Origin of the sequence: Picosynechococcus sp. PCC 73109 (genome assembly GCF_001521855.1) — a bacterium.
Classification (GTDB): Bacteria; Cyanobacteriota; Cyanobacteriia; order Cyanobacteriales; family MRBY01; genus MRBY01.
Genome location: NZ_CP013998.1, coordinates 2865109 through 2891614 on the forward strand (window position 1 = coordinate 2865109; position 26506 = coordinate 2891614).

Genomic DNA, 26506 nt, shown 5'->3' on the forward strand with positions numbered 1-26506 from the left:
CTCTAACCAGACTTTTGAGATTCTCCGTTTATGATGAAAGCATCAAAGGCCCCAAGTACTCCTTTGACATCGCGAAATATAACCTGAAGCCATGACGAAACAGACAATCGGTTCTGGTCGATATCAAATTCTCCGTGAGTTGGGTAGTGGAGGATTTGGCGTCACATACCTCGTAAAAGACAGCTACATGCCCTCCCAGCCCATCCGGGTCGCAAAACAGCTTCGGCCCATTGAGGATCAATCCGAAATCTATCGTCTGGTGCAGGAACGTTTCCAACGGGAAGCCGTATTACTAGAAGAACTCGGCAGCAATCCCCAAATTCCGAGCCTCTATGCCTATTTCGAAGAAGATGGCAAATTTTACCTCGTCCAGGAGTACATCGAAGGCCAAACCCTAGAGGCACTTTTAAAAAATGAAGGGCCCCAGTCCGCCGCCACCGTCCGGCAAATCTTGGTGGATACCCTCGATATTTTGGAATTTATTGAAACCAAGCAAATTATCCACCGGGACATTAAGCCAGAAAATATCATTCTGCGCGAAGCGGACAAAAAACCGGTGCTGATTGACTTTGGCGCAGTCCGGGAAATTATGGGCACCCAAATGATGAGCAGTGGTGCCACGCCAAAAAGCTCCATCGTGATCGGTACTCCTGGATTTATGCCCCCGGAACAGGCATCCGGTCGGCCCGTTTTTTCGAGTGACTTGTATGCCCTCGCCCTGACGATGGTCTATCTCCTCACTGGAATGATGCCCCAAGATTTTCAACATGATCCCATCACCGGCGAATTAACCTGGCCCAGTCAAAATATCGCGGATCAACATCTGGTGGCGGTGCTGAATTTTGCCATTAAGCCTAATCCGAAAGAGCGGTTTATGACGGCTAAGGCAATGCGGGCAGCCCTTACAGCGGCGATGCCTAACAATCAAGCCACGGAGGTCATGCCAGAAATTTTACCGACCATCGTTGCCTCTACCATTGCCACAGCACCAGTTGGCACGGGTTCCAATGCTAATGCTGCGGCTGGTACGCCGGTCACACCGCCAACGGAGATTACCGGGGGAGGCCAAGCCCCGCCGACCTATCACGTGGCCGAAGAGCTTTCTTTTTCGGCGGCAGATTTACAACAAAACAGTTCCAAAAAACGCGGCGCTCCCTGGGGATTACTCCTGGGTTTAGGGCTACTGGGACTGGGTGGCTACCAACTTTATCAAGTGGCGCAACAACGTCAAATTGCCGGGGAAGTCCAACCAGGGGTAACGCCCAGTAATCCAAATCCGGGGACAACGCCACCGGGAAATGGAGAAAACCCAAATCCTAACCCCACTAATCCGACCACGCCAGCAACCCCGACAACCCCCACACCAACAACACCCGATCCGGTTATTACCGCCCCGACTGATGGCGTCTTTTTTGGGGCGATCGCCTTTTCGGAGGCCACCGGGGAATATGGCTATGTGATTGATGTACCCACCCAAGCAGAGGCCGAGCAAGCTGCCGTGGAAGATTGTGAATTTTTTGCTGCGTCCGGGGATTGCCAAGCCCTAGTCTGGTTCCGCAATGCCTGTGGGGCGATCGCCATGGGGCCAGAGGCCTATGGCAGCGGCTGGGGGGCTGATATTGAGAGCGCCGAGGCAGCAGCCCTCGATGTGTGTAGTGATTTTGGCTCCGGCTGTGAGGTGGTCGATTCTATTTGTACGAGCCAATAGCCATTGTGGGCCTGGCTTCCCAAGGGGTAGAGTAATAATCAGTTTGAATTTTCTTGGGTTTTTTCTACCATGGCCACTCCACAAACCGCCCCCTACGGCACTTGGCGATCGCCGATTACCTCCGACCTGATTGTTTCGAGCAGCATTGGTTTAGGGGCGGTGGCCTGGGCTGGTACAAATCTTTACTGGCTTGAGGGCAGACCCCAGGAAAAAGGGCGCAGCGTGCTGGTAAAACGCAATGGCGATGGAACGACAGTTGATATTACGCCGCCGGATTTTAATGTGCGTAGTCGTGTCCATGAGTATGGTGGTGGTGCTTTTTTAATTACGGAAGCTGGCACCGTTTATTTTTCCAACGATGGCGATCGCCGCGTCTATGTCCAAGCGCCAAACCAGGAACCCCAAGCCTTAACCCCAGAAAATCAACGCCGCTATGCTGATTTCATTCTTGATGCAGCCCGCAACCGTTTAATTTGTGTTAGCGAAGACCACAGCGTCCCAGGCCACGAACCCAAAAACGATTTGGTGGCGATCACCCTCGATTCCGGCGACCTTCAAGTCCTTGTTGAAGGCAATGATTTCTACACTTCGCCCCGTCTTTCCCCCGATGGGAAAACCCTCGCCTGGGTTAGTTGGGATCACCCCGATATGCCCTGGGACAACAGCCAACTTTGGATCGCCGCGATTCAAGGGGATGGCACCTTAGGAGAAAAAACGCTCGTAGCTGGGGGCAATGGTGAATCCGTCGTTGAACCCCGTTGGTCGCCCGGTGGTGTGTTGTATTTCAGTGGCGATCGCAGTGGCTATTGGAACCTCTATCGCTACGTTGAGGGTACTGCCCAAGCGGTCTATCCTGCCAAAGCGGAATTTGGCTATCCCCACTGGGTTTTTGGGGAATCGATCCTCGGCTTTATCGATGAAACAACTCTGGTGTGCACTTACAACGACCACGGCACTTGGAAGCTGGCGACCCTCAACCCCGACCGCCGTGCCCTTACGCCGATCCCCGTCCCCTACAGCAGTATTAGTGACCTCCAGGTGCAGGGGGAAATGATTGCCTTTATCGGCGGTGCCGCCACCCAACCCACCGCCATTGTTACCCTGGATCTGTTTACGGGGGAAACGGTGCGGGTCAAGGAAGCCAGCACGTTAAAAATTGATCCTGGCTATCTGTCCCAACCCCAGGCGATCGCCTTTCCCACAGAAAACGGCCTCACCGCCCACGCCTGGTACTACCCGCCAACAAACCAAGATTTCCAAGCCTCTGCGGATAAAGCACCACCTCTCTTGGTAAAAAGTCACGGTGGCCCCACGGCGATGGCTGCAGCGAGCTTAAATCTGCGGATTCAATATTGGACGAGTCGGGGTTTTGCCTTTGTGGATGTGAACTACGGCGGCAGCACGGGCTATGGTCGGGAATATCACCAACGCCTTGATGGGAATTGGGGCATTGTCGATGTGCAGGATTGTGTCAATGTGGCGAAGTATCTCGTGGCAAAGAGGTTAGCTGACGGGGAAAAATTGGCGATCGCCGGGGGCAGTGCGGGAGGATACACAACCTTAGCCGCCCTCACCTTCCATGATGTTTTTAAGGCCGGGGCCAGCTATTACGGCATTTCTGACCTGGAGGTACTCGCCACCGATACCCACAAATTTGAGGCCCGCTACCTCGACCGCCTCATCGGTAAATATCCCGCAGAAAAAGAAAAATACATCAGGCGATCGCCGATCCATTTCACCGAAAAACTCGCCTGTCCCGTGATCTTCTTCCAGGGTTTAGAAGATAAAGTCGTCCCCCCCAACCAAGCGGAGATGATGGTAGAAGCGATTAAAACTAAGGGTTTACCCGTCGCCTATGTTCCCTTTGAAGGGGAACAGCACGGTTTTCGCCAGGCTGAAAATATCAAAAAAGCCCTCGACAGTGAATTTTATTTCTACAGTCAAATCTTTGGCTTTACTCCGGCCGATGCCCTCGACCCTGTGGAAATTATCAACCTCTAACGAAAATTGGCCGGATCTTGGTCGCGGCGGTGGCGCACCGGGATCGGTTCCCCCTGTCTTTCACCTGCCAGTTGCGCCGTCTTTTCTAGGGCAGTGCGAAGATGTTTCGCCGCATAGATCGACATATCTCTCGGTACATTCAGGCGATCGCGCAGATACCGCAAGGCTTTGTCGGCATCCTTAGGTGGCTCACAAACTTCTCCGGTGATCATGGCGGTTAGGGCACAACGCAACGCTTGGTCAAAAAATTGATCATTGGCGGGATTAACCTTAACAATATTGCGGCGATGTTCAATCACCCGGTACAGGGCTTCCTGTTTGGCGTTGGCTGGCTCAGGGTAAGCGACATCCGGCAGCCCAAACCAATCCCCTTCATCAACTTTGAGCTGATTCTCTAAAGCTTGGGGTTCGCCGTTGGCATAGCAGCCGCCCATTTGTGGAGGAAGGTCATGGACATGGGTATGGAAATCACTCTGGGTACCCCGGTAAGTTAGGCGAGTTTCCATGGCATCAAACCAGGCGGCAAATCCAGGATTTTCCTCCCGCAGGGAATAGCCTTTGTAGTAGTAGAGGCTGGCATTCATCCGCTCTACATAGGGCGTGAAAATCACATCGACCACGCTAAATTCTTCGAGGAAGTAAGGGCCTGGGGTAGCGGCTAAAGTATCTTCTACCTGTTGCACCACTTGGATAAACTTGCGGCGACCTTCTTTATCTTGTCCGGGGAATAGCGGTGGCCGACAGAGCCAATTGCACCAGGCGCGGAATAGTAATCTCTCTAAGCGGCGTAGGGGCAAAACTCTGGGATCCGTCAGACTGAAAGTAAGCGGCCCAAATGCCTGTTCTAAGGCGAGTAAAATATCGTCGCTCTCGGTGATCATGCGTCCATCGAGTTCCAGGGCTGGGAGCATACCAGAGGGGACTTTTTGTTTGTACCAGGCTTCTTTTTCGCCGTAGCAAAACATGGTTACTTTTTTGATGCGGTAGGGGATGCGCATTTCCTCTAGCCAGAGCCAGACTTTTTGGCAGTAGGGACACCAGGCATGATTATCCCGGTAGAGAGTGACCCGAATATCGCTTTCTGACTGACCAAAGAGCCGTAAACAGGATTGGGCATTGGTCGGGCCATTTTCGTAGTCAAGCTGAAAATCAGTGAGGGCTTCGAGTTCTGGCCAACTGAGAGGGGCAAGGGTCATCGCTTTTGGGGAAATACGCAACAGTTGATTATTATGACGAAATTTTAGGGGTGAGAGCGATATCTGGTCAGAAAAAACCCCCAAAATCAAAACTTGGGGGCAGCACTGTGATCAATAATTCAAGGAATTAACTGTTCGTGGCAGTTTCTGGGGCGATCGCCTTTTCGGCGTTGGTATTTAAGCCTTGGACATAGGTCACATTCGTCGGGTAAGCGAATTCAATGTTCCGCTGACTGAAAGCCTCAAAGATGGCTAGATTAATTTTCTGTTGGGTGTCCATGTAGAGGGCGTAGTCACTACTTTCAACGTAGTAGACAATTTCGTAGTTCAAACTAAAATCGCCATAGTTGGCAAAGTGAGCCCGGTCGAAACTAACCTGTTCCTGGGCGCTAATGATGTCCTGGATGAGGGCCGGAATAATTTCTAATTTTTCTTTAGGCGTTTCGTAAAGCACACCGAGGCTAAAGACGATCCGACGCCGCTTCATGTGCTTAAAGTTGCGAATCCGGGAGCCTGTAAGGTCGGTGTTGGCCATGACAATTTCTTCGCCGCTGAGACTCTTGAGCCTCGTGGTTTTGATGCCGATATATTCGACGGTACCGATGAAATCGCCCACGATAATAAAGTCTCCCAGGGCAAAGGGACGGTCGAGGACGATGGAAAAGTAACTGAATAAATCCGTTAAAATCCCCTGGGCCGCAAAGGCGATCGCCAAACCCCCAATCCCCAGACTGGCGACCACAGCAGAGATATCAAAGCCGAGGTTATCCAGGAGGAAGACCGCACCGATAGCCCAGAGTATGGCCCGCAAAATGGGCATCAGCGCACTAAAACTTTGTTCTAGCTCAATGTCGCCTTTGCGCAGGAGGTAGGAGCGAATCGCATATTCGGCCAATTGAGAAATGAGTTGAATGCCAATAATCGTCGTGGCAATAACAGTCAAAGCCCGCACCGCTTGGTTCAAAATGGGGTGCAAGTTGAGATTTCCAATCGCCAAAAAAACGTTCCCCACATAGAGGAGACGCACTAGGGATTGACTAAGAATTTTCGTGATGCGCGGATCGAGGGTCGTTTGGGTCTTTTTGGCCCAGCGCCGCAGTGAACTGAGAATGAGCGCCCTGAACCCATTGATCAGGAGAAAGCCCACCACCAGCACGGCGATCGCCATGGCATAGGCGGCGAGGGTATTCCCCAAAATACTTCGGGTAAGAAAGTCTAAATTCATAAAAAAAGATGCTTGAAGCTGCGTAAAAATCAAAAAAAGTGAATATTTTGCAGTAGATGCCCGTCCAACTTAACAAAAATATATAGAATCTGCTTCTGGTCAACGATGTAAAAGCAATCTTCCCTGGGATAGATTTTTCGATTCTCAAAGCTTTAAAACAGGCGATCGCCAGCCTCCCGGCGTGGATCAGTTAGGATAATTTGAGCCCTTTTTGCCGCAGTTCACGCAAACTCAACCCATGAATATCTTGCTCCTTGCCCTGGGGATTAGTGCCACAATTTTGGCGATCGCCCTCATTAGCTATCTGCTGACAGCCCGCCGTTACCAATCTGCCGACACCGTCGCCGACTCCTACGACGAATGGACCGAGGACGGCATCCTTGAATATTACTGGGGCGAACACATTCACCTTGGTCACTATGGCAACCCACCGAGGGCAAAAAATTTCCTCAAAGCCAAGGCAGATTTTGTCCACGAAATGGTGCGCTGGGGCGGCTTGGATCAATTCCCCCCTGGAACCAAAGTGCTGGATGTGGGCTGTGGCATCGGTGGCAGTAGCCGCATCCTCGCGCGAGACTATGGCTTTGAGGTAACTGGGATCACCATCAGTCCCAAGCAAGTGGAGCGGGCAACTCAACTTACGCCCCCAGGATTGACTGCAAAATTTGCCGTTGATGATGCGATGAATTTATCCTTCGCCGATGGTAGCTTTGATGTGGTTTGGTCTGTAGAAGCTGGCCCCCACATGCCCGATAAAGCGATTTTTGCCCAGGAACTGCTCCGGGTACTGAAGCCCGGTGGAAAATTAGTTGTCGCCGACTGGAACCAACGGGACGATCGCCAAATTCCCCTCAACTGGTGGGAAAAACCCGTGATGACCCAACTCCTTGACCAATGGGCTCACCCGAAATTTTCGAGCATCGAAGGCTTTTCGGAACTGCTAGAGGAGACGGGTCTTGTTCAAGATCACGTGATTAACGCCGATTGGAGCCAAGCAACCCTTCCCTCCTGGTTACACACAATTTGGGTCGGCGCAATTCGGCCCTGGGGTTGGCTGCAATACGGTCTACCCGGTTTTATCAAGTCAGTACGGGAAATTCCGACCATTCTGCTCATGCGCCTAGCCTTTGGTACGGGCCTGTGTCGGTTTGGGATGTTCCAGGCGGTGCGGGGCGAGGGCAACCCAATGGCTGAAAATCGGACAACCCAGCAGGCCATTTCCCGTTAGATGAATCCCTCCAAAAAGTTTTGGGAAAAGGGTTGACATCTCAAAATTCTTCAGTTAGATTGTATAACTGTGAGTCGCAAGCGAAACAAGCAAAAACGCTTCTACTCAGTCCGCAAGCCCCCATCGTCTAGTGGCCTAGGACACCTCCCTTTCACGGAGGCGACAGGGATTCGAATTCCCTTGGGGGTACTAAACCTAAAGAGAGCTTCAGTTTTGGCTGGGGCTCCTTTTGCATTAAGGGAGAATTTTTTTGACCATGGTAGCCCTGTGGACACCAGAAAATCTGACAGTGATGCGGCGATCGCTTTTGGATTGGTATCAGCGGGCGGGCCGCACATTACCCTGGCGCAACGAACCGGACATTTATCGGGTCTGGATTTCGGAGATCATGCTCCAGCAAACCCAGGTAAAAACGGTGATTCCCTATTACGAACGGTGGTTAGAACAGTTCCCGACGGTGGAAGCCTTGGCCGCAGCGGATTTACAGGCTGTTTTAAAGCAGTGGGAAGGGTTGGGATATTACGCCCGGGCGCGGAATCTCCACCAGGCCGCGCAACAGGTGGTGACGGATTTTGCAGGGCAGTTTCCCGAAGATTTAGACAAGATTCTGTGCCTCAAGGGAATTGGGCGGACGACGGCTGGAGGCATTCTCAGTTCGGCTCGGAATTTACCGTTAGCAATCCTCGATGGCAATGTGAAACGGGTTTTGGCGCGGCTCATCGCCCTAGAGGTGCCGCCTGCTAAAGCGTTGGATGAACTATGGGATGTTTCAGAGACCTTGCTCGATCCAGAAAATCCCCGGGACTTTAACCAAGCTTTGATGGATTTGGGGGCGACCCTCTGCACGGCGAAAACCCCAGCTTGTCCCCGCTGTCCTTGGCAAAACCATTGCACTGCCTATCTCAAGCATCAACCGACGGATTTTCCCCGCAAGGCCCCGAAAAAACAAATTCCCACGAAAAAAATAGTGGCGGCGATCGCCTTTAACCCCGACCAGCAAGTTTTTATTCAACAGCGGCCCCAGGACGGACTTTTGGGAGGCTTGTGGGAATTTCCGAACCAGGAAGGTAATATTCAGCCCTTACTCACGGATGTATTTCCAGGGGCGCAATACGAACGCCGTTTAAACACGGTTTTCCATGCCTACACCCACTTTAAAATCCAGGTGGAACCGCAAATTTATCGGGTAAATTTATCGGGGGCAGGCTGGGTCTCGCTCCAAAGCCTCAAGAATTATCCTTTCTCAAAAGCCCATTTGAAAATCATTGAACAGTTGCAAGATCCTCAATTAAGCTTGCCGATCTAACGTTTTTTGCCATGGCATTGTTTAAATTTTTTGCCACTGTTACACCAGCAGGGTTCATTCTTTTTCGGTTGTAGGGGCGGCAAGATTTCCCCTTCGAGGTAAAACCAGCGGCCTTTTTCTTTGATAAATTGCGATCGCTCGTGGAGTTGCCCCACGGTTTTTCCTTCCTGGTAAACGGCGACAAATTCCACCATACCCGTTTCGTCCTGGGGTTGGCCCGCTGCCGTCGCGAGAACAGTTAAATCCAACCAAGAAACGCTATTCGCCGTTGCCGTAATCAGTTGGCGACTATCGGCAGTGTGGCGGCTGGGATGTTCCGTTTTCAGCAGGTAATCTACATCCCGAAAACAGTAGGCGGTGTAGCGCGATCGCATCAGGGCTTCGGCGGTGGGGGCAGCCAGTTGACCTTGAAGATAAGGGGCACAACATTGGGCCAAAGGCTTTTGACTGCCGCAGGGACAAAGACGGGACGGGCGATCGCCAGAAATTAACACAGGCAAACAATGGGAAAGAACGGTCTTATTTTACCGAGCTTCCTGGGTCGAAAACTCTATTTAAACGGTGTAAGCCAGCCCTGTTGCCTCCCAAAATTCAACGCCAAAGCCGCCAAACCAAAGACCACAAAATTTTCGCCACAGGCCGCCACAAAGGGCCAACCTTTTTGGGCGATCGCCGATCCCGCATCCACCAGGGCTACCCCCCGCACCAGGGCAAACGCCGCAATCACCCCAGCATTCAATTGGGGATTGTCATCGGTGCGCACCGCATAGCGGTAAGTCAGGGCAAACAGGGCACCGGATAAGGCGGAAGTACCCAGATTAACCAGCAAGGTGAGGGCGCCAAGGCCGCCACCAAAATTTAAGAGCAACCCCTCAGAACCTACGAAACGATGGAGCAGCAAAAGTCCGAAGCTCAGCAATCCGGCAGTCACACCACCGGCGATCGCCGTTTTTAAAGAAGCAATGCGTTCGGCAGCAGAAAAACGAGAAGAAGTTGTCATGGGGGTCAATGGCGGTGATTTTTCTTGATTTTAAGCGTTCTGACCTTGGCTTGCGGTAGGGTAGCAAGCAGCAGCTTTTTCATCGTTTCCGGGGCCTGGGATTTAAGAAAATGAGTGATCTTGTTTTTGTTGGGGGGGGTCATAGCCATGCGATCGCCTTAAAAATGTGGGGCATGCAGTCGCGAACCAAGGCGCGCTTAACCTTGATCAGTGATGTCACCTATACGCCCTACTCCGGGATGTTGCCGGGCTATGTGGCGGGTTTTTATGGCTACGAAGAAACCCACATCGATCTACGGCGCTTGGCCCACTTCGCCCAGGCAGATTTTTTAAAAGATCAAGTAATGGGCCTCGACCTTGACCAAAAAGTTGTCCATTGTGCCAATCGGCCGCCAGTACGCTTTGATTACCTTTCCCTGGATATTGGCAGTACCCCGGCTACGGAAACGGTTCCTGGGGTAAAAACCTATGCGATCGCCGCGAAACCTGTCCCCCAATTTCTTGACGCTTGGCAACGAATTCTCGACACAGCAAACCAAGCGCCTGATCAACCCCAACGGATCATCATTGTCGGTGGCGGGGCTGGGGGCACAGAACTCGCCTTCAATATTCACCATGCCCTCAGCCAACGTTTAGCTTTGCCCGAATTATTAGAGTTGCACCTCGTCCACCGGGGCCAGCAACTCATGGGCACCAACCAAAATCCTGGGGTCAGTCGCCAAGCGAAAAAGCTGCTGCAACAGCGGAATGTCCAAGTCCATCTCCAGGAAACGGTCGTTGAAGTGATGCCTACGGGGGTACGGTGTCAGTCGGGATTGGTGCTGACAGGCAAAGTGATTTGGGTGACCCAAGCAGCAGCCCCCTCTTGGATCAAAGAAAGCGGTCTGCAAACTGATAACCGAGGTTTTGTGTTGGTGGATCAAACCCTGCGATCGCCTTCCCATCCTTTTGTGTTTGCCGCTGGTGATATTGCCACCATGCGCGACGAACCGCGACCCAAAGCGGGGGTTTTTGCGGTGCGCCAGGGGAAACCATTACTGCGGAATTTACAGCGGGCCATCCTGGGCGAAACATTAGAAGCCTACCATCCCCAAAAACGTTATCTTGCGCTCATTGGCACGGGGGACAAACAGGCCTTTGCAACCTGGGGAAAATTGAGTTGGCGATCGCCCCTTTTGTGGCGCTGGAAAGATCACATTGATCGCAAATTTATGGCGCAATTTTCTGACCTGCCCCAGATGTCCCGGACAAGCGAATTTCCAGCCCAAGAACAACCCAAAATGTATTGTGCTGGTTGCGGTGCTAAGGTCGGCAAAGATATCTTAGCGAGCAGCTTAAAGGGCTTAAATTTCCCCACCCACGCCGATGTGATCGTCGGTCTAGATCAGCCCGATGATGCAGCGATTATTCAAATTCCTAGAGATCAACTCCTCGTCCAAACCATTGATTATTTTCCGAGCTTAATCAACGACCCTTTTTTACTCGGCCAAATTGTCACCCACCATTGCTTGAGCGATCTTTACAGTATGGGTGCAACTCCCCACAGTGTTCTCGTCCTTGCCACATTGCCCCACGGGAAAGCGAGGGTACAACAGGGAATATTGCAACAATTGCTGGCAGGGGTTGTCGAAATTTTAAATCGGGACAACATTGCTTTAATTGGCGGCCATACCAATGAAGCGGATCAACTGGGACTGGGTTTAACCTGCAATGGTTTGTTGCAAAAAGACGCAATTTGGCGCAAAACTGAGCTAAAGCGAGGTCAAATATTAATTTTGACGAAATCGCTTGGGACAGGCACTCTTTTCGCCGCAGAAATGCAAGGAAAAACAAAAGGACATTGGATCGATGGGGCGATCGCCTCAATGGTGCAATCCAATAAAACAGCGGCGGAGATTTTACGAAACCATGGGGCCACGGCCTGTACCGATGTAACCGGGTTTGGACTAGCAGGCCATCTTCTGGAAATGTTGCAACCCAGCGGTTTAAGGGCTGAAATCCACCTTGATCAATTGCCTATTTTGGAGGGGGCCAGGGAGACTCTGCAACGGGGTTTAACCAGTTCCCTCGCGCCCCAAAACCACACCGCCGAACAGTTTATTCAAGTCACCCCAGCCCAACGGCAACGGTCAGACTATGAATTACTTTTTGACCCCCAGACCTCCGGCGGACTCTTAGCGGCGATCGCCCCAGAAAATGCCCACACTTGCCTAAAAACATTACAAAGTGGAGGTCATCCCCAAAGTGCAATCATTGGCCGGATCGTTAAGTCCCCAGTAAGCCAAGCCCAGATCAGCATCACCTAAGGCACTGGCACAAAATCATAGCCAAAGCCCGACCGTTCCCCCGGTTGGACGGTGACCATTTCCAAGGCCTGGTTGCGATCGCCGGAGGGGAGAAACTGAATCGTTTGGGCGGCCCCCACTGCGGAAAAATTAGGATTAGCGAGGGTCTGTTGCAAGCCTTGACGATCATCTGTCGTGGTGCTTTGCTGAATCCCGGTCATCAGAGCGATCGCCGCATCATAACTTAGAGCCGTGCGCCAGTTCACGTCACCCCCCCAGAGCGCGCGGGATACCTGAGGGAAAGTGCCATTAGTATGGTTCAAAATGTGCCAAGGAATCGCCACTACCATATCCACGGCATCGCGCCCACCGATTTGTAGGGTTTCTGGCTTATAGAGGCTATCGCCGGCGACGATGGGGAGTTGATTTTCATTCACCTGGATGATCTGGAGCGCTTGGTTGAGGGTTGGGGTATCGGTCACGAGGGCGATCGCCGTTGCCCCTTTATTTTTCGCTTCCGTGAGAGCTTGGGCGCCATTAAATCCCCCTGGGCTTACATCCACCTCGGCCACCACGGTACCACCGCGGGTAAAAAGTTCTGTGGTGAGGCTGTCCTTGAGGGAATTACTGTAGCCACTGGCACTATTAAAAAACACCACCACCTGCTGCTGATTCAGACGCTCCAAAAGATAGTTCGCCAGGGCTGTTCCGGTGAAACGATCGCTGGGCACCGTCCGAAAAATATAATCCCCTGCCGTGGAGAGGGACACCGCCGTACTCGTGGGGGAAATCATCACGAGGCCCTCGGCTTCATAGATTTGGGCCGCCGCCAAACTGGTATCGCTACTAAAATGACCCACCACCCCCAAAATGTCCGCTTGATCCGCGAGGGCTTGGGCCACCTCAGCGGAGATCGCCGGATCCCCATCATCATCAGCAAGTACCACCAAAAATCCGCGACCCCCATCAAGGGCTTCCTTTTGGGCCTGGGCCACACCCCGCAAAATTTCCTTGGCGCCGCTTGTATCGGTATCCACTGGTAAAGAGACCACCACGGCGATCGCCTGGGGATTGGCAGTTTGCTGGCGAATTTTGGCGTTATTCAGATAAATTAAAGTTTCTGGATCGTTGGGGTTCACTTGAAGCGAAGCTTGAAATAAACGAATTGCTTCTGGAAAATCTCCTGTTCCATAGGCCGTAATCCCTTGTTCTTTTTCCGGTTGGCGATCGCCTTGGAGCAGCAACCTTTCTCCCCGACTAAGGTGACTTGCTATTTCCCCCTGGCCAATCACATCTCCCAGGGAGGTCGGTAACTGAAAAGATTGATTTTGCTTGAGGAACCACCAGCCCCCAGCGCCTAGTAATCCCAAGGTGATCACCAAGGCTCCCAATAATGCCGCCGTATCATTCTTCTTCGCCATGGCTTTTTTCTCCTCTACAACCAAATGCCTCTACTGTGATTGTGCCGAAAAATCCCCCCAAAACGTTGCTTCATCACCATAAATCTTTGTGAGTGGCGTCTTTCCGCTCCCTCATTCGTAAGAAACAAAGACCAAAATGGCATTGCGAGCCAAAGGATATTGATCCGGAATTGTTTGATCTGTCGGCAAAAATTCCAATGCACCGGAGGGAGAACCATTACGAGAACCAGAGGAGATTTTAAAGGCGATCGCGGAGCTTGACCAAGAGAGTGCAAAAATTTTGGCTAGTATTGGGTCGATGTTGGATTTGTCGCTGGTTTCGGCTTTGCATAGGTCATGGGATAGCTGGTTTCGGCTTCGCTCAACCAGCTTTTAAGACAAATGAGGGCTGAGCGAAGTCGAAGCCCGATCTTTTGACAACAAGGAGTTCAACTATGCCCCACATGTATATTTTGGAATGTGCCGACGGATCGTTTTATACGGGTAGTACGAAGGATTTGGAGCGGCGTTTATGGCAGCATCAAAATGGGCAGGGGGCTAATCATACGAAGAAACGTTTGCCTGTTAAATTGGTTTATGCGGAATATTATGATCATGTGGCAAATGCTTTTTATCGGGAAAAGCAGGTGCAGGGTTGGAGTCGGGCGAAAAAGTTAGCTTTGATAAATAGTGATTGGGATCGTCTTCATGTTTTGGCGGAATGTCAAAATGAGTCGCATTACCAAAAACGAGGGATTAATGAGGGCTGAGCATAGTTGAAGCCCGGTCGCTGGTTTCGGCTCCGCTTAGCTAGTAAAGGCGATCGCCTCCGGTGCAAGAGCGTTCCAATCCTCAAACTCTCCCTTATGTCATTGATTAGGAGCATCTACCTATGATCCCGCCGGGATAGGTTTTATACTGGATAGGACATAAAAATTCCAAGTCAAAAAACTGCGAGGTATTACAACACCAGTGTTTGTCCTCTCCGGCTATGAATATTTCCTAGGCTTTCTCATCGTCAGTAGCCTAGTCCCGATCCTTGCCCTCACCGCATCGAAACTACTGCGTCCTAAAGGGGGCGGGCCTGAACGTAAAACCACCTACGAATCGGGGATGGAACCCATCGGCGGTGCGTGGATTCAGTTCAACATCCGCTACTATATGTTCGCCCTGGTCTTCGTTGTCTTCGACGTGGAAACCGTTTTCCTTTACCCATGGGCGGTGGCCTTTAACCAACTCGGCCTACTTGCCTTTGTTGAAGCCCTCATTTTTATCGCAATCCTCGTGATTGCCCTTGTGTACGCCTGGAGAAAAGGAGCCCTTGAATGGTCATGAATCCGACATCCTTTGAACAACAGCAAACCGAAAAACTGCTCAACCCCATGGGGCGATCGCAGGTCACCCAAGATCTCTCGGAGAATGTCATCCTCACCACGGTTGATGACCTCTACAACTGGGCGCGCCTCTCTAGTCTGTGGCCGCTCCTGTACGGGACAGCCTGCTGTTTTATCGAATTTGCCGCCCTCCTTGGCTCCCGCTTTGACTTCGACCGCTTTGGCCTAGTGCCCCGTTCTAGTCCTCGTCAGGCAGATTTAATTTTGGTCGCCGGTACCGTCACCATGAAAATGGCCCCGGCCTTAGTGCGCCTTTACGAAGAAATGCCCGAACCGAAATATGTAATCGCCATGGGCGCTTGTACCATTACCGGTGGGATGTTTAGTAGCGACTCCACCACCGCTGTCCGGGGTGTTGATAAGCTGATTCCGGTGGATCTATATATTCCCGGTTGCCCCCCCAGACCCGAAGCCATTATTGATGCCATTGTCAAATTGCGCAAAAAAGTTTCTAACGAAACCATGCAAGAGCGTTCCTTAAAAACGGAACAGACCCACCGCTACTACAGCACCGCCCACAGTATGAAAGTGGTAGAGCCAATTCTCACCGGGAAATATCTGGGCATGGATACCTGGAACAACCCGCCGAAAGAACTCACCGAAGCGATGGGAATGCCTGTTCCCCCTGCACTGCTGACCGCAAAACAAAGAGAGGAGGCCTAAGCGATGGCAGAAGAAAATCAAAACCCCACCCCCGAAGAAGCCGCCATTGTTGAGGCGGGTGCTGTCTCCCAATTGTTGACAGAAAACGGTTTTAGCCACGAATCCTTAGAGCGAGATCACTCCGGTATCGAGATTATTAAAGTCGATGCTGATCTCCTAATTCCCCTCTGCACTGCCCTCTATGCCTTTGGGTTTAATTATCTCCAATGTCAAGGGGCCTATGATTTGGGGCCAGGCAAAGCATTGGTGAGTTTTTACCATTTGCTGAAGGTCGGAGACAACGTGACTGACCCAGAAGAAGTCCGCGTTAAGGTATTTCTACCGAGAGAAAATCCAGTGGTACCTTCGGTGTATTGGATTTGGAAAGGGGCCGACTGGCAAGAGCGGGAAAGCTATGACATGTACGGCATTGTCTATGAAGGACACCCCAACCTAAAGCGGATTTTGATGCCGGAAGATTGGATCGGCTGGCCGCTGCGGAAAGACTATGTTTCCCCTGATTTTTACGAACTCCAGGACGCTTATTAAGGTCTACTGAACAGCATTGACGGCTTGGAATTTATTGTGGCACCTCCTAGATGGGGGTGTTTTTTTATTTTGTAGCTTGGGGGAGACTACAACATTTTCTGAACTTTTGGGTCAGTGGCCCAACGGCGTTGCCTACCATTTGAAAGAAAACTCCTGAGAATTTAGAGATAGCAATGGGTATCAAAAAGGCGATCGCCACTTTTTTTATTAGCACAGCACTTTTTCCCCTAGGCTTCAGCAGTGGTGCCCAGGCCGAGGTCGCAACCCTAGAGTTTGATTACGAAACCCCCGATCACTCTGGAAGTATTACCAGCCAGGGAGTAACGGCGAATCTCAGCTATGCCGAACAAACCAATCCAGAGGGCTGGAGCAACTATGTCCCGACTTTGACCATTCAGGTGGATGAGCGAGAAGTGTTACGGCGGACAGAAGACAGTTCCTTTATGATGTACAGCCTGGTGCAAATCGCGGAGATGGATCCGAATAATGACTTCCCAGAGGTGATTTTTTCCCAATATTCCGGTGGTGCCCATTGCTGTGCCATGGTGCAAATTTTTACCCAAAATCCCGACAACAATACTTGGGAAGTGGTCGATTTAGGGGCCTTTGATGGGGGGCCAATTCCCGTCGAAGATCCCGATGGCAATGGTATTTATGAATATGTCACCAGTGATAATCGGTTTCTCTATCGCTACAGCAGCTATGCTGGCAGTTTTCCGCCCGTGCAAGTTTGGCAGCTAGACGGTTTAACTTTACAGGATGTCTCCCAAGAAGAACGGTTTTACCCCCTCCACCGGGAACGACTCCAAGCGATGTGGGCCGCGATTCAAAATGCAGAAACAGAAGGCTATGAAGTGAATGGGATGCTGGCGGGCTATGTGGCGACAAAGGCCATCCTCGGTGAAACCCCAGCAGGCTGGAATTTAATGCTCAATCGCTACGACAGAACTAGTGATTGGGGCCTCGAAGAATGCCGGGGCAATTTTGACGATCAGGGCAATTGCGAGGGGGGCTTATTGACCTATGATTCTTTCCCCGCAGCCCTCAAAGACTTCCTAGAAGAAGCAAATTATTTAACAGCAGGAGAAATCAAGTAATTTTTCTGGGAAAAACTCACGGTAAATATTTAATGTAAGCGAGGTCACAGCGGGCGGTTTCGACATCGGTGATCGGTTGATAGCCTTGGCTTTCGTAGAGTTGAACCGCTTCCTTGAGAACAGTGACAGTTTCGATCCAGATTTCTGCAAAGCCCCGGCTGGCGATCGCCTTTTCGAGTTCCTCCAGGAGATATTTTCCTAAACCCTGGCCTCGCACTTCAGGCAGAAGGTACATCTTGCGGATTTCGACGGCCTTGTTGCCTTTGGGAATGGGGTAGTAGGCGGCGGTGCCAACAATGGTTCCGGCCTGCTCGATAACCCAAAATTCACCGCCCTGTTGCCAATAATACTTGTCGATATTAAATAATTCCTGGTCGGCTCCTTCCGGTTCCCAGGGTAAACCGTACTCTTTTAAAACCTGTTCAATGACCTTGGCCGCATCGGCGCGATCGCCTGGTTGCCAATCCCGTACCCAAAATTTATCTCGCCAAGCTTGATCCATGGTGCAAAGCCTTAACCTGAGGCGAAGCTATTATGCCATGGTTTTTATTGATCGCTCTGGAGTTTAATAATCACGGCCTCGATATTTACGGGTTTTGGGGGCAGGGGCTTCCGGTGGTGGTGAGGCAACGGTCGGCGCGGGCGGTTTTAGTTCAGGTGTATTTGAAGACACGGCAGGGGGAACAACGGGAAATTCTTGACCCGCTTCTAGCTCCCGTTTCAGTTCCATGATGCAGGTGACGAGGGTATTGTTGACGATGTTGATATTTCCCAGCACCTTGGCGACGGTTTTGAGGCCACTGACGGCTTCGATCGCGATGCTATTGAGATCAAATTGAGGTAAAAGATCCGCTGCTCCATTGGCGATCGCCGTTTCTCGATCAGCCGGGGCCACCTTACGGGTTTGGGCCGCAATTAAAATCACCGGAATCGGTTGCTCAAAGCTTTGCATCCACTGGCAAAATTTCGCCGTATCGAAACTGGGTAGTTGTTGCTCTAATAAAATCAAGTTGGGTAAAGATTGTTGGGCCGCCGCTAAATCCAGGAGCTCTCCCTGCAGATCAACGCTGAAGGGCAAGATCACAGACTGTAGCCCTTGGGAATGGAGGATTTTTTCCCAGATGTTCCCCTGCAACTCCGCTTGATGGAGAATCACGATTTTATCGGCAATGTTCATCAGCATTGGTTTTTATGAATATCCATAGGGGTGTGCGGAGGGGCGATCGCCACAGGGTAGAAACCCAAGTGATGCAACGGATATGACTCAACGGCCGCTGAGGGCTTGGTGGGTAACAACATCCCCTGGGGAGATACAGCTCATTAAAAATTATCCTTGAGTCCAAGGTTCATCTTAAGGAGTATAAATTTTTTTCTTAGTGACGAAAGCTACATTTTGCGCGGCTTTAATGACGTAATACAAGATTATTACGGCAATACACTCATGGACCATGATTATGGGTTCTTCATTTTTATTTTGCTATGACTTTTTCATTTGATTCGTGGTTTCGGGGGCCTTCCCCTCGGCTTGGCTACCCATTTCGCCGCCTGGGCCGCTTATTGCTTTTGGCCTGTGTGTTACCGCTCCTTTGGCAGGGGGTGGCGATCGCCCAAGGGAGCCTTGGTGAAATTCCCCCAGCCGTTCAGGTCACCCTAGATACCCTCTGGGTGGTTTTCGCGGCGATGCTCGTGTTCTTTATGAATGCGGGGTTTGCGATGTTAGAAAGCGGCTTTTGTCGGGCGAAAAATACCGTCAATATTTTGGCAAAAAACCTAATTGTCTTTGCCCTTTCGAGCCTTGCTTTTTGGGCGATCGGTTTTGCCCTGATGTTTGGCGATGGCAATGCCGTTTTAGGCTGGAATGGCTTTTTTCTTACTGGGGCAGATAATAGTCCCCTCACGGATTCGGCCTATAGTGGGATTTTTTCGTCCCTAAGTTGGGCGGGGATTCCCCTTTACACCAAGTTTTTCTTCCAATTGGCCTTTGCAGGAACGGCGGCCACCATTGTTTCCGGGGCTGTGGCGGAACGGATTAAGTTTGCTTCTTTCGTGATTTTTAGCCTGTTTTTAGTGGGATTTTCCTATGGTATTACCGGCCACTGGGTTTGGGGGGGCGGTTGGTTAGCAACCCTCGGTTTCTATGATTTTGCCGGATCAACGGTGGTACATTCGGTGGGCGGTTGGGCTGCTTTGATGGGGGTGGTCCTCTTGGGGCCACGCCTCGAAAAATTTGCTGGCGATCGCATCAATGCCATTCCGGGTCACAATATGAGTACCGCCACTTTAGGGGGATTAATCCTCTGGTTGGGTTGGTTTGGGTTTAATCCGGGTTCGACGATGGCCGCTGATCCCGATGCCATTAGCCACATCATCGTTACGACCAATATGGCTGCTGCCGCTGGGGCGATCGCCGCGACCATTACCTCCTGGATTCAATTTGGGAAACCAGACCTCTCGATGATCATTAACGGTGTCCTGGCTGGGTTGGTGGGGATTACTGCCGCCTGTGCCTATGTGAATGTTCCTTCGGCCATTGTGATCGGGGTGATCGCCGGGGTGATCGTGGTTTTTTCGGTGCTGACCTTCGAGGGTTTACGCTTTGATGACCCCGTTGGTGCTCTCTCGGTACATCTCGTCTGTGGTATCTGGGGCACTCTTGCTGTGGGTTTATTCAGTGTGGGTGGCGATGTTTACCCTTGGTATGCCGCCGATGCTGGCCCCAGCGCCGGATTATTATTCGGGGGTGGCGTTGCCCAACTGCTCAGTCAATTTATTGGCATTGTCGTGGTGGGTATGTTTACCGCTGGCTTTAGCTTCGCCATCTGGTTAGTCTTAGAACTGAGTATGGGCCTCCGGGTGAGCAAAGAAGAGGAACTAGAGGGCCTCGACATCGGTGAACATGGCATGGAAGCGTACCACCGCTTCTTCCGGGAATAAAAAACGCTTCTGTTGGCAATGATGACAAACTCTTGTAGAAATTCCTCGGTGAACGGGGAATTTTTTTTACATAAAAAACACCCTAGATTTTAGGGTGTCGAAATAAAAGCTCAGTGGCAATGTTTTAGTGTTTTTAAAAATTGTTTTACTGAAATTAGCGTTTTTGATGTTGCGCAAAGGAAATGTAATTGTGCTCAGCGTCGTAGAGGTGACATTGCTCAGTAATTACTTTCATCAACTCCCAAGAAAATTTGGTTTCGTAGAGATATTCACCCCAATTTTGCTTAATGCTGGCATAAGCTTTGCGGAGATTGTAGGAGGGAATCCCCGTAGAGAGGTGGTGGGGCACATGGACATTGATGTCGTGGCAAAGCACTTCGACCCACTTGGGATAGTCGCAATGGACGGTTCCAGACAGTTGGGCGATCGCCTCATTCCATTTGTCCCGGTAGCTAAAGGGAATTTCCGGTACGGTGTGGTGCACAAGGGTAAAAGTGCTCATCCAGAAATGATAGCCAAGCCAAGGCATTAGCCAGAATTTTACAACGCCCCAAACGCCGAGGGTGTAGAACATCACCGGAAAGGCGATCGCCCCAGCGATAATCACAAATAGGGCCGAAAAACGAACCTGCTCTCGTTGCTTCCCGGTAAATTGGAACCAGTTAAAGTGTAGTTTCAGTTGGTGAATCACTGAAGCAAGCCACCAGAGTTTGCCCCGGATCGCCCGGTAAACGGCTTTGATAAAGGCCGGAGAGTCATCGTATAGCTCAGGGGTAAAGGGAGCCCAGGCATTGTCCTCATCCATATTGTTGGTGTAGCGATGGTGATGATTATGGAGAATGCGCCAGCTATGGAAAGGATAAATGAGCGGCAAGAAAGCCAGGTGACCGACTAAATTATTGATCCAATTTTTGCGGGAAAAGGAGCGGTGGCCGCAATCATGGCCAATCACAAAAAAACCCGTTAGGGCAGTTCCAGTTAAAAACCAAACGGGTAAAAGTAAATACCAAGGGGCGATCGCCAAGAGGGCATAACAACCCACCACCGCCGCCACACTTAACAGCACCCTAGACCAAGCTTTTAGCGGATTTATTTCGTAGACGGAACGGGGCAATGTATCGAGGATATCCCGGAGCCGTAGATTTGGATGCTTTTCTAAAAGAGTTGTGGCACTAGGGCGCACAGTAACTGATGTCATTGATATTGTTTGCGAAATGTAACATGGTTTCTAAAGGTTATACCACGATCACTATGCAAGCGTTTTTTTTCGATTACCGGGTCTGGCTCTTGGCGAGTCTCCATTGTTTGATGGGGGTGATGGCGGCATTGGTCTCTTGGCGTAAGGGTTACAGCTTCCGGCGTTGGTTGGGTTGGGGCCTTTTGGGAGGGACACCAACGCTCATTTTTGCCCTGGGGCGATCGCCTCATAATTCCCCCACCGATCCTGAGAAAAGTCCGCCGAACCATCCCCTTTAGCTTCCCTAGACTTTCACTTTTGTTTCATATTCACGAAACATACCTGATAAACTAAGCCATGGTTTTAAGCGAGATTTTCCCCAAGTAATATGACGGCCAGTCACCCCCCCAAACAGGAAAGACCCTGGAGTATTTGGACTGTTTTCGGCTCCACTTTTTTGACGATTTTCATTGCAGAAATGGGGGACAAAACCCAGTTAGCCACCCTCTTGATTTCGGCCCAAGCGGCTTCTCCCTGGGTGGTCTTTTTGGGGGCCGCCCTTGCCCTGGTCAGTACGAGCTTACTGGGGGTAATCATTGGCTACTGGCTCGCCCGGAAACTGGCCCCCGATATTTTAGACATGTTTGTTGGCGTGCTGCTGCTCGTGATTGCGGGTCTTCTGATTGTGGATATGCTGGCAGCCTAATGCCTTTTCCCAGGCGACCGTTCCTGATTTTTGATTAACGTGATTCACCGATAAAACAGTTTTCTCACCCATGGTAGATATCGATTGGCAATTACTAAGTCTCACTTTTATTACCGTCTTCTTGGCGGAGATTGGTGACAAGAGTCAACTGGCGGCGATCGCCTTAGGGGGCAGTTCCAAATCACCCATTGCCGTATTTTTTGGCTCCGTGACGGCCCTAATTACCACCAGTCTTTTAGGTGTCATTGCCGGGGGAGCTTTCGCTGCGTTTATCCCTGCCCAGATTCTCAAGGGTCTAGCGGCCATCGGTTTTGCGACCCTCGCCGTGCGGTTACTGTGGCACCCGACCCCAGTGGATGAAGAACACGAGGATTAAAGTTTTACATAATCCATTAATATATTTTATTAAATACAAATATGTAATTTTTTCATGGTTATGAATTTGACCTTATTTAATGAAATCCTGCCTATTAATATTTCACAATTACCAAATCAATATTTTTATAAACTCTGTACAGCAGGAGATGTTGATTTAGATTCTTTAGGTCGTTCTATAAAATATCGCATTCAGAAATACTTTAGAGGTGTTTGGGTTTGGAGCACCAATGATCAATTATTAATTTCAGATAAATTAATTGAATATCCTGAGCTACAAAAATTCACTCAATATCTATGGATAGATCAAAGTAATCTTACATTTAATCAGCTAGAAGGTATTGAGATAGAGAATATACAATGTTGCACTCCTCAAGGAATTGCTGATTTTTGCTCGCAGGGATTAATTAAAAAATATGATCAACAAATCAAAAAAATTTTAGAGCAAAGTAAAACAGCACGTAGAGACTATCACATTAAACTTATACACAAATTTGGTTCATGGGTAGTAAACAATCAGCCCTGTATATCTTTATCACTTAAGCAAGAGATTAATTTTAATGGAACCCTACAGGACTATCTCACAAAATTCCCCAATAGCAACATTATTGGACTCCATGTTTTAGATATAACAAAGCCATTTAATACGGCTCAAGAGATCATTAAAATACTTGGAATATTAGGAGAGGGTAATCGACGACAACGATTGTTGACTTGGGTTAAAGAACCAACAATGAAAAAACTCATTGAAGAAGCCCCTGATAGTGAACTAGTAGTCGAAATAGGGAACAAAAAAAAGAGTTATCATTACATTATAAGTGCTTTAAGAATAAGAGTTTTAAACCAAGATTATTTAAGGCTCGGAATATCCGAAAAACTACAAATTGTTTCCGAAGAAAGACTAAAATATATTGAACCACTTTTCCGGATTCTTCAATCCGAAGGTTTTTTGGATAAAGTTTACACATCTCAGAGAAATCCAGAGCTTTTTCGTTCTTGTAGTGAAGAATGGGGTTATAATCCGCTCCTTAAATTTAAAAATAATGCTACTGTTGCTGCCGAATCAGTTCAAAGTACAGTTCAAGTTGTTCAAAAACATGGTGAATTTAGAAAAGCAGATAAATCTGAAATTAGAATTGCTATTCTAAATACACTTAAAAGTGAAAACTCCACAAAGCTTATCGAGATCTTTAGAAATAATTTCAAAAAATCCTTTAATCAAAACCTAGAAGGCATTGGCAATCAACTAAAGTATAAATTAAAATTAGTAGACCAGCCTATTGCCCTTGATTTGCCAAAAAACTCTCTCTCTTTATTAGACTCTAAAATAGGAGAGTTGTCGAAGAAGAAACCGGATATTGTTATCTGTGTTATTCCGAATTTCTTGTCTAAAGGTGAAGATGGAAGAACTCTTTATGATGATCTAAAACAAACTTTTCTAAAGTACAATCTACAATCTCAAATGTTACAAGAGAAAACATTGACAACTTCTTTTGCGACTAAGAACATTGTTTTAGGAGTCTTGGCAAAAATAGGAAGTGTTCCTTACATATTACAAGAGCCACTTACTTACACAGATTTTGTTGTAGGCCTTGATGTTTCACGCCGTCGGAAGAAAAATCTTCAAGGAACTAATAGCGTTGCTGCCATGACTCGTATTTATTCCAATCAAGGTGAATTAGTTCACTACAGTATTAGAGATGCTACTATCGACGGTGAAATCATACCGAAAAGAATGTTGTATGATTTGTTTCCTCTTCACGAGTATCAAGGAAAGCGTGTAGTAATTCATCGAGATGGAAATTTCCCAAAAGAAGAAAGACACGCTCTAGAAGAAATCGCAGAAAAAATAGATGCCAAGTTTTATTTTGTTTCAATAATCAAAAGTGGCAATCCTAGAATATACGGTAGAACTAAAAATGAAGAAGGAATAGGAAGCTATCGCAAAGCCCCAAAAGGTTCAATTTTTTTGTTGTCTGAGACAGAAGCATTATTAATTAGCTCTGATTTTCCAGATCGTTTTCGAGCAACTCCACAACCTCTGCGAATCAAAACCTTTGGAGATTTTCCACTGCAGTCAGCAGTTCACTCTGTCTTATCCCTGACATATCTACACTATGGATCAGAAAGACCTCCACGGTTGCCTGTTTCTACTTACTATGCTGATTCAATTTCAACAATGGTATCCAAAGGCATCAAACCAAAGGATGTAGATGGAAATATACCTTTTTGGTTATAGAACAAGAATATTATTTCTTGTTATTTTGCTCTTGAGATCTTCTACACTAAAAATAGCTTCTTAATTTTTTCATTAAATTTTTGTTTATGGTCGCTACCGTTAGCCTGGACGCAATTCTCCACAAACACCGGATTCGTCCCACGATCCAAGCGCTCCAATCAGAAATTGTCCAGTGGCGTCGCCAGATCCACCAAAAACCAGAATTAGCGTTTCGGGAAAATCTGACAGCAGAATTTATTGCTCATAAGCTCACGGCATGGGGCATCCCCCACCAAACGGGCATCGCTGAAACCGGTATTGTCGCCCTCATCGAAGGTCATCAAAAGGGGAAAGTGCTGGGGATTCGCGCCGATATGGATGCCCTACCGATCCAAGAGGAAAATGAGGTGGATTACCGTTCCCAGCATCCGGGGGTGATGCACGCCTGCGGTCACGATGGCCATGTGGCGATCGCCTTGGGGACGGCCAAATACCTCCAGGAAAACCGTGACAGTTTCCGGGGGGCTGTGAAAATTATTTTCCAACCCGCTGAGGAAAGTCCCGGCGGTGCGAAACCAATGATCCAGGCGGGAGTGCTTCATAATCCCGATGTGGATGCGATTATTGGCCTGCACCTGTGGAATAATCTTCCCTTGGGTACGGTGGGGGTACGACCAGGGGCGTTGATGGCGGCGGTCGAAAGCTTTGACCTGCGGGTACAAGGGAAAGGGGGCCATGGTGCTCTCCCCCACCAGACTGTCGATGCGATTGTGGTTGGGGCGCAAATTGTCGGTGCACTGCAAACCCTTGTGTCCCGTATTGTGAATCCCCTCGATGCAGCAGTAGTTACGGTGGGCGAATTTAAAGCGGGCCACGCGATGAATGTGATCGCCGATTATGCAGATCTCAAGGGCACCATCCGCTACTTTAATCCCCAACTGGAAAAAACCATTGGCGATCGCCTCGAAACCATCGTCAACGGCATTTGCCAAAGCTACGGAGCCAGCTACAAATTAGACCATGTACATCTTTACCCGCCGACGATCAACGATCCCGCCATGGCCGAGTTGGTGCGTTCCGTCGCCGAGGCAACCATCGAAACGCCCCTAGGCGTGATGCCCGAATGCCAAACCATGGGCAGCGAAGATATGTCCTTTTTCCTGCGGGAAGTGCCCGGCTGTTACTTCTTCCTTGGTTCAGCGAACCCCTACTTTGATCTGGCCTATCCCCACCACCATCCCCGCTTTAACTTCGATGAAACAGCCCTGGGAATGGGGGTAGAAATGTTTGTCCGTTGTGTCGAAAAATTTTTAGCCTAACCCCATGCAACTCCACGCCAATTTAGAAGAACGAGTCGTCCTCGATACCAACGCTTTACCCTGGCAAGCCTCACCCATGGCCGGGGTCGAACGGCGAATGTTAGACCGGGATGGGGCCGAAGTTGCCCGTGCCACTTCCCTGGTACGCTATGCCCCCGATAGCTATTTTTCGGAACATACCCACGGCGGCGGCGAAGAATTTTTTGTCCTCGAAGGCACCTTTGCCGATGAACATGGGGAATATCCCCCCGGCACCTATGTGCGTAATCCCGTCGGTTCTAGCCACCGTCCCCACAGCAAAACGGGCTGCACCATTTTTGTGAAACTCTGGCAAATGGATCCGGCGGATCAAACTTTTGTGCGGGTGAATACCAAAGCTCAATCCTGGGTACCCGGCTTAGTGAAAGGTTTATCGGTGCTGCCGTTGCACAATTTCCAGGGGGAGAATGTTGCCCTGGTGCGGTGGGAACCGGGCACTTATTTTCAAACCCATCGCCATTGGGGGGGTGAGGAAATTTTTGTCCTGGAAGGAACTTTTGAGGACGAACAGGGCAGCTACCCCGCCGGCAGTTGGTTGCGCAATCCCCCCGATAGTATTCATACTCCCTTTAGTCGAGCAGGCTGCATTATTTATGTGAAAACGGGCCATTTGTAAGGCATTCATCAAATACCAGGGGGTTTTTGCGTTTTTGTGGGATCTCGCTTTGAAAATCTGTGCTAAAACCCAACATAGGTGCAGACACTAT

Annotated in this window: 25 protein-coding genes and 1 tRNA gene; 18 read left to right on the forward strand and 8 right to left on the reverse strand. The window is 49.7% G+C overall.

Features of this window, described 5'->3' with window-relative positions:
* The first annotated feature begins 91 nt into the window (after positions 1-91).
* Positions 92-1708, forward strand: coding sequence for a protein kinase domain-containing protein (locus tag AWQ23_RS13620; RefSeq protein WP_062436211.1), 1617 nt, complete (start codon positions 92-94; stop codon positions 1706-1708).
* Positions 1709-1777: 69 nt separating this feature from the next.
* A complete protein-coding gene (locus AWQ23_RS13625; RefSeq protein WP_062436213.1) occupies positions 1778-3709 on the forward strand; it encodes a S9 family peptidase in 1932 nt (643 codons plus the stop codon).
* Here AWQ23_RS13625 and AWQ23_RS13630 read toward each other — a convergent pair.
* Positions 3706-4905 carry a glutathione S-transferase family protein gene (locus AWQ23_RS13630; RefSeq protein WP_062436215.1) on the reverse strand — a complete coding sequence of 400 codons (1200 nt, stop codon included), beginning with the start codon at positions 4903-4905 and terminating at the stop codon, positions 3706-3708. The genes AWQ23_RS13625 and AWQ23_RS13630 overlap by 4 nt on opposite strands.
* Before the next feature lie 127 nt (positions 4906-5032).
* A complete protein-coding gene (locus AWQ23_RS13635) occupies positions 5033-6130 on the reverse strand; it encodes a mechanosensitive ion channel family protein (protein ID WP_062436709.1) in 1098 nt (365 codons plus the stop codon).
* 238 nt (positions 6131-6368) lie between these two features.
* Between AWQ23_RS13635 and AWQ23_RS13640 the strand changes: the two genes are divergently transcribed.
* The 3 genes from AWQ23_RS13640 (at position 6369) to mutY (ending at position 8664) form a co-directional block, all read left to right on the forward strand.
* Positions 6369-7358, forward strand: coding sequence for a methyltransferase domain-containing protein (locus tag AWQ23_RS13640; protein ID WP_062436216.1), 990 nt, complete (start codon positions 6369-6371; stop codon positions 7356-7358).
* 116 nt (positions 7359-7474) lie between these two features.
* Positions 7475-7547: transfer RNA gene (locus AWQ23_RS13645), tRNA-Glu, on the forward strand.
* A 67-nt stretch (positions 7548-7614) separates the two neighbouring features.
* Complete coding sequence (gene mutY / locus AWQ23_RS13650; RefSeq protein WP_083500727.1) at positions 7615-8664, forward strand: A/G-specific adenine glycosylase; 1050 nt, start codon at positions 7615-7617, stop codon at positions 8662-8664.
* Here the strand turns inward: mutY and AWQ23_RS13655 are convergent.
* Positions 8661-9158: a YchJ family protein gene (locus AWQ23_RS13655; protein WP_062436218.1), complete on the reverse strand. Its 498-nt coding sequence runs from the start codon at positions 9156-9158 to the stop codon at positions 8661-8663. The genes mutY and AWQ23_RS13655 overlap by 4 nt on opposite strands.
* A 56-nt stretch (positions 9159-9214) precedes the next feature.
* Positions 9215-9664, reverse strand: coding sequence for a hypothetical protein (locus AWQ23_RS13660; protein WP_071884938.1), 450 nt, complete (start codon positions 9662-9664; stop codon positions 9215-9217).
* Positions 9665-9774: 110 nt separating this feature from the next.
* Between AWQ23_RS13660 and selD the strand changes: the two genes are divergently transcribed.
* Positions 9775-11970 carry a selenide, water dikinase SelD gene (gene selD, locus AWQ23_RS13665; protein WP_062436222.1) on the forward strand — a complete coding sequence of 732 codons (2196 nt, stop codon included), beginning with the start codon at positions 9775-9777 and terminating at the stop codon, positions 11968-11970.
* Here the strand turns inward: selD and AWQ23_RS13670 are convergent.
* Entirely contained in the window at positions 11967-13370 is a 1404-nt protein-coding gene (locus tag AWQ23_RS13670; protein WP_062436224.1) for an ABC transporter substrate-binding protein, read from the reverse strand. The two genes, selD and AWQ23_RS13670, sit on opposite strands and share 4 nt — an antisense overlap.
* 434 nt (positions 13371-13804) lie before the next feature.
* Between AWQ23_RS13670 and AWQ23_RS13675 the strand changes: the two genes are divergently transcribed.
* The 5 genes from AWQ23_RS13675 (at position 13805) to AWQ23_RS13695 (ending at position 17031) form a co-directional block, all read left to right on the forward strand.
* Entirely contained in the window at positions 13805-14119 is a 315-nt protein-coding gene (locus tag AWQ23_RS13675; RefSeq protein WP_062436227.1) for a GIY-YIG nuclease family protein, read from the forward strand.
* Positions 14120-14321: 202 nt separating this feature from the next.
* Positions 14322-14684, forward strand: a complete 363-nt coding sequence (ndhC, locus tag AWQ23_RS13680; RefSeq protein WP_012308340.1) for a photosynthetic/respiratory NAD(P)H-quinone oxidoreductase subunit C — start codon at positions 14322-14324, stop codon at positions 14682-14684.
* Positions 14675-15406 carry a photosynthetic/respiratory NAD(P)H-quinone oxidoreductase subunit K gene (gene ndhK / locus AWQ23_RS13685; RefSeq protein ID WP_062436229.1) on the forward strand — a complete coding sequence of 244 codons (732 nt, stop codon included), beginning with the start codon at positions 14675-14677 and terminating at the stop codon, positions 15404-15406. Before ndhC ends, ndhK begins: the two co-directional genes overlap by 10 nt.
* Positions 15407-15409: 3 nt before the next feature.
* Positions 15410-15934, forward strand: coding sequence for an NAD(P)H-quinone oxidoreductase subunit J (locus AWQ23_RS13690; protein ID WP_062436230.1), 525 nt, complete (start codon positions 15410-15412; stop codon positions 15932-15934).
* A 173-nt stretch (positions 15935-16107) separates the two neighbouring features.
* On the forward strand, positions 16108-17031 hold the full coding sequence (locus AWQ23_RS13695) for a hypothetical protein (RefSeq protein WP_062436233.1): 924 nt from the start codon (positions 16108-16110) through the stop codon (positions 17029-17031).
* Positions 17032-17047: 16 nt separating this feature from the next.
* On the opposite strand, the gene AWQ23_RS13700 is transcribed toward AWQ23_RS13695, so the two are convergent.
* Positions 17048-17533, reverse strand: coding sequence for a GNAT family N-acetyltransferase (locus AWQ23_RS13700; protein WP_062436234.1), 486 nt, complete (start codon positions 17531-17533; stop codon positions 17048-17050).
* A gap of 63 nt (positions 17534-17596) precedes the next feature.
* Entirely contained in the window at positions 17597-18214 is a 618-nt protein-coding gene (locus AWQ23_RS13705; RefSeq protein WP_062436235.1) for a response regulator, read from the reverse strand.
* Positions 18215-18510: 296 nt separating this feature from the next.
* Here AWQ23_RS13705 and AWQ23_RS13710 point away from each other — a divergent pair, with 296 nt between their 5' ends.
* Positions 18511-19965: an ammonium transporter gene (locus AWQ23_RS13710; protein ID WP_062436237.1), complete on the forward strand. Its 1455-nt coding sequence runs from the start codon at positions 18511-18513 to the stop codon at positions 19963-19965.
* Between the two features lie 154 nt (positions 19966-20119).
* On the opposite strand, the gene AWQ23_RS13715 is transcribed toward AWQ23_RS13710, so the two are convergent.
* Complete coding sequence (locus tag AWQ23_RS13715; protein ID WP_062436239.1) at positions 20120-21163, reverse strand: fatty acid desaturase; 1044 nt, start codon at positions 21161-21163, stop codon at positions 20120-20122.
* 53 nt (positions 21164-21216) lie between these two features.
* On the opposite strand from AWQ23_RS13715, the gene AWQ23_RS13720 reads away from it, so the two are divergent.
* The 6 genes from AWQ23_RS13720 (at position 21217) to AWQ23_RS13745 (ending at position 26415) form a co-directional block, all read left to right on the forward strand.
* A complete protein-coding gene (locus AWQ23_RS13720; RefSeq protein ID WP_045442321.1) occupies positions 21217-21441 on the forward strand; it encodes a hypothetical protein in 225 nt (74 codons plus the stop codon).
* An 89-nt stretch (positions 21442-21530) separates the two neighbouring features.
* Positions 21531-21848 carry a TMEM165/GDT1 family protein gene (locus AWQ23_RS13725; protein ID WP_012308349.1) on the forward strand — a complete coding sequence of 106 codons (318 nt, stop codon included), beginning with the start codon at positions 21531-21533 and terminating at the stop codon, positions 21846-21848.
* A 79-nt stretch (positions 21849-21927) separates the two neighbouring features.
* Positions 21928-22224: a TMEM165/GDT1 family protein gene (locus AWQ23_RS13730; RefSeq protein WP_062436714.1), complete on the forward strand. Its 297-nt coding sequence runs from the start codon at positions 21928-21930 to the stop codon at positions 22222-22224.
* Positions 22225-22278: 54 nt separating this feature from the next.
* Positions 22279-24462 carry a Piwi domain-containing protein gene (locus AWQ23_RS13735; RefSeq protein ID WP_062436241.1) on the forward strand — a complete coding sequence of 728 codons (2184 nt, stop codon included), beginning with the start codon at positions 22279-22281 and terminating at the stop codon, positions 24460-24462.
* Between the two features lie 86 nt (positions 24463-24548).
* The gene (locus AWQ23_RS13740) at positions 24549-25760 is read left to right on the forward strand and encodes a M20 family metallopeptidase (RefSeq protein WP_062436243.1); all 1212 of its coding nucleotides are present in this window, start codon (positions 24549-24551) and stop codon (positions 25758-25760) included.
* 4 nt (positions 25761-25764) lie between these two features.
* Positions 25765-26415 carry a cupin domain-containing protein gene (locus AWQ23_RS13745; RefSeq protein WP_062436245.1) on the forward strand — a complete coding sequence of 217 codons (651 nt, stop codon included), beginning with the start codon at positions 25765-25767 and terminating at the stop codon, positions 26413-26415.
* Positions 26416-26506: the final 91 nt, after the last annotated feature.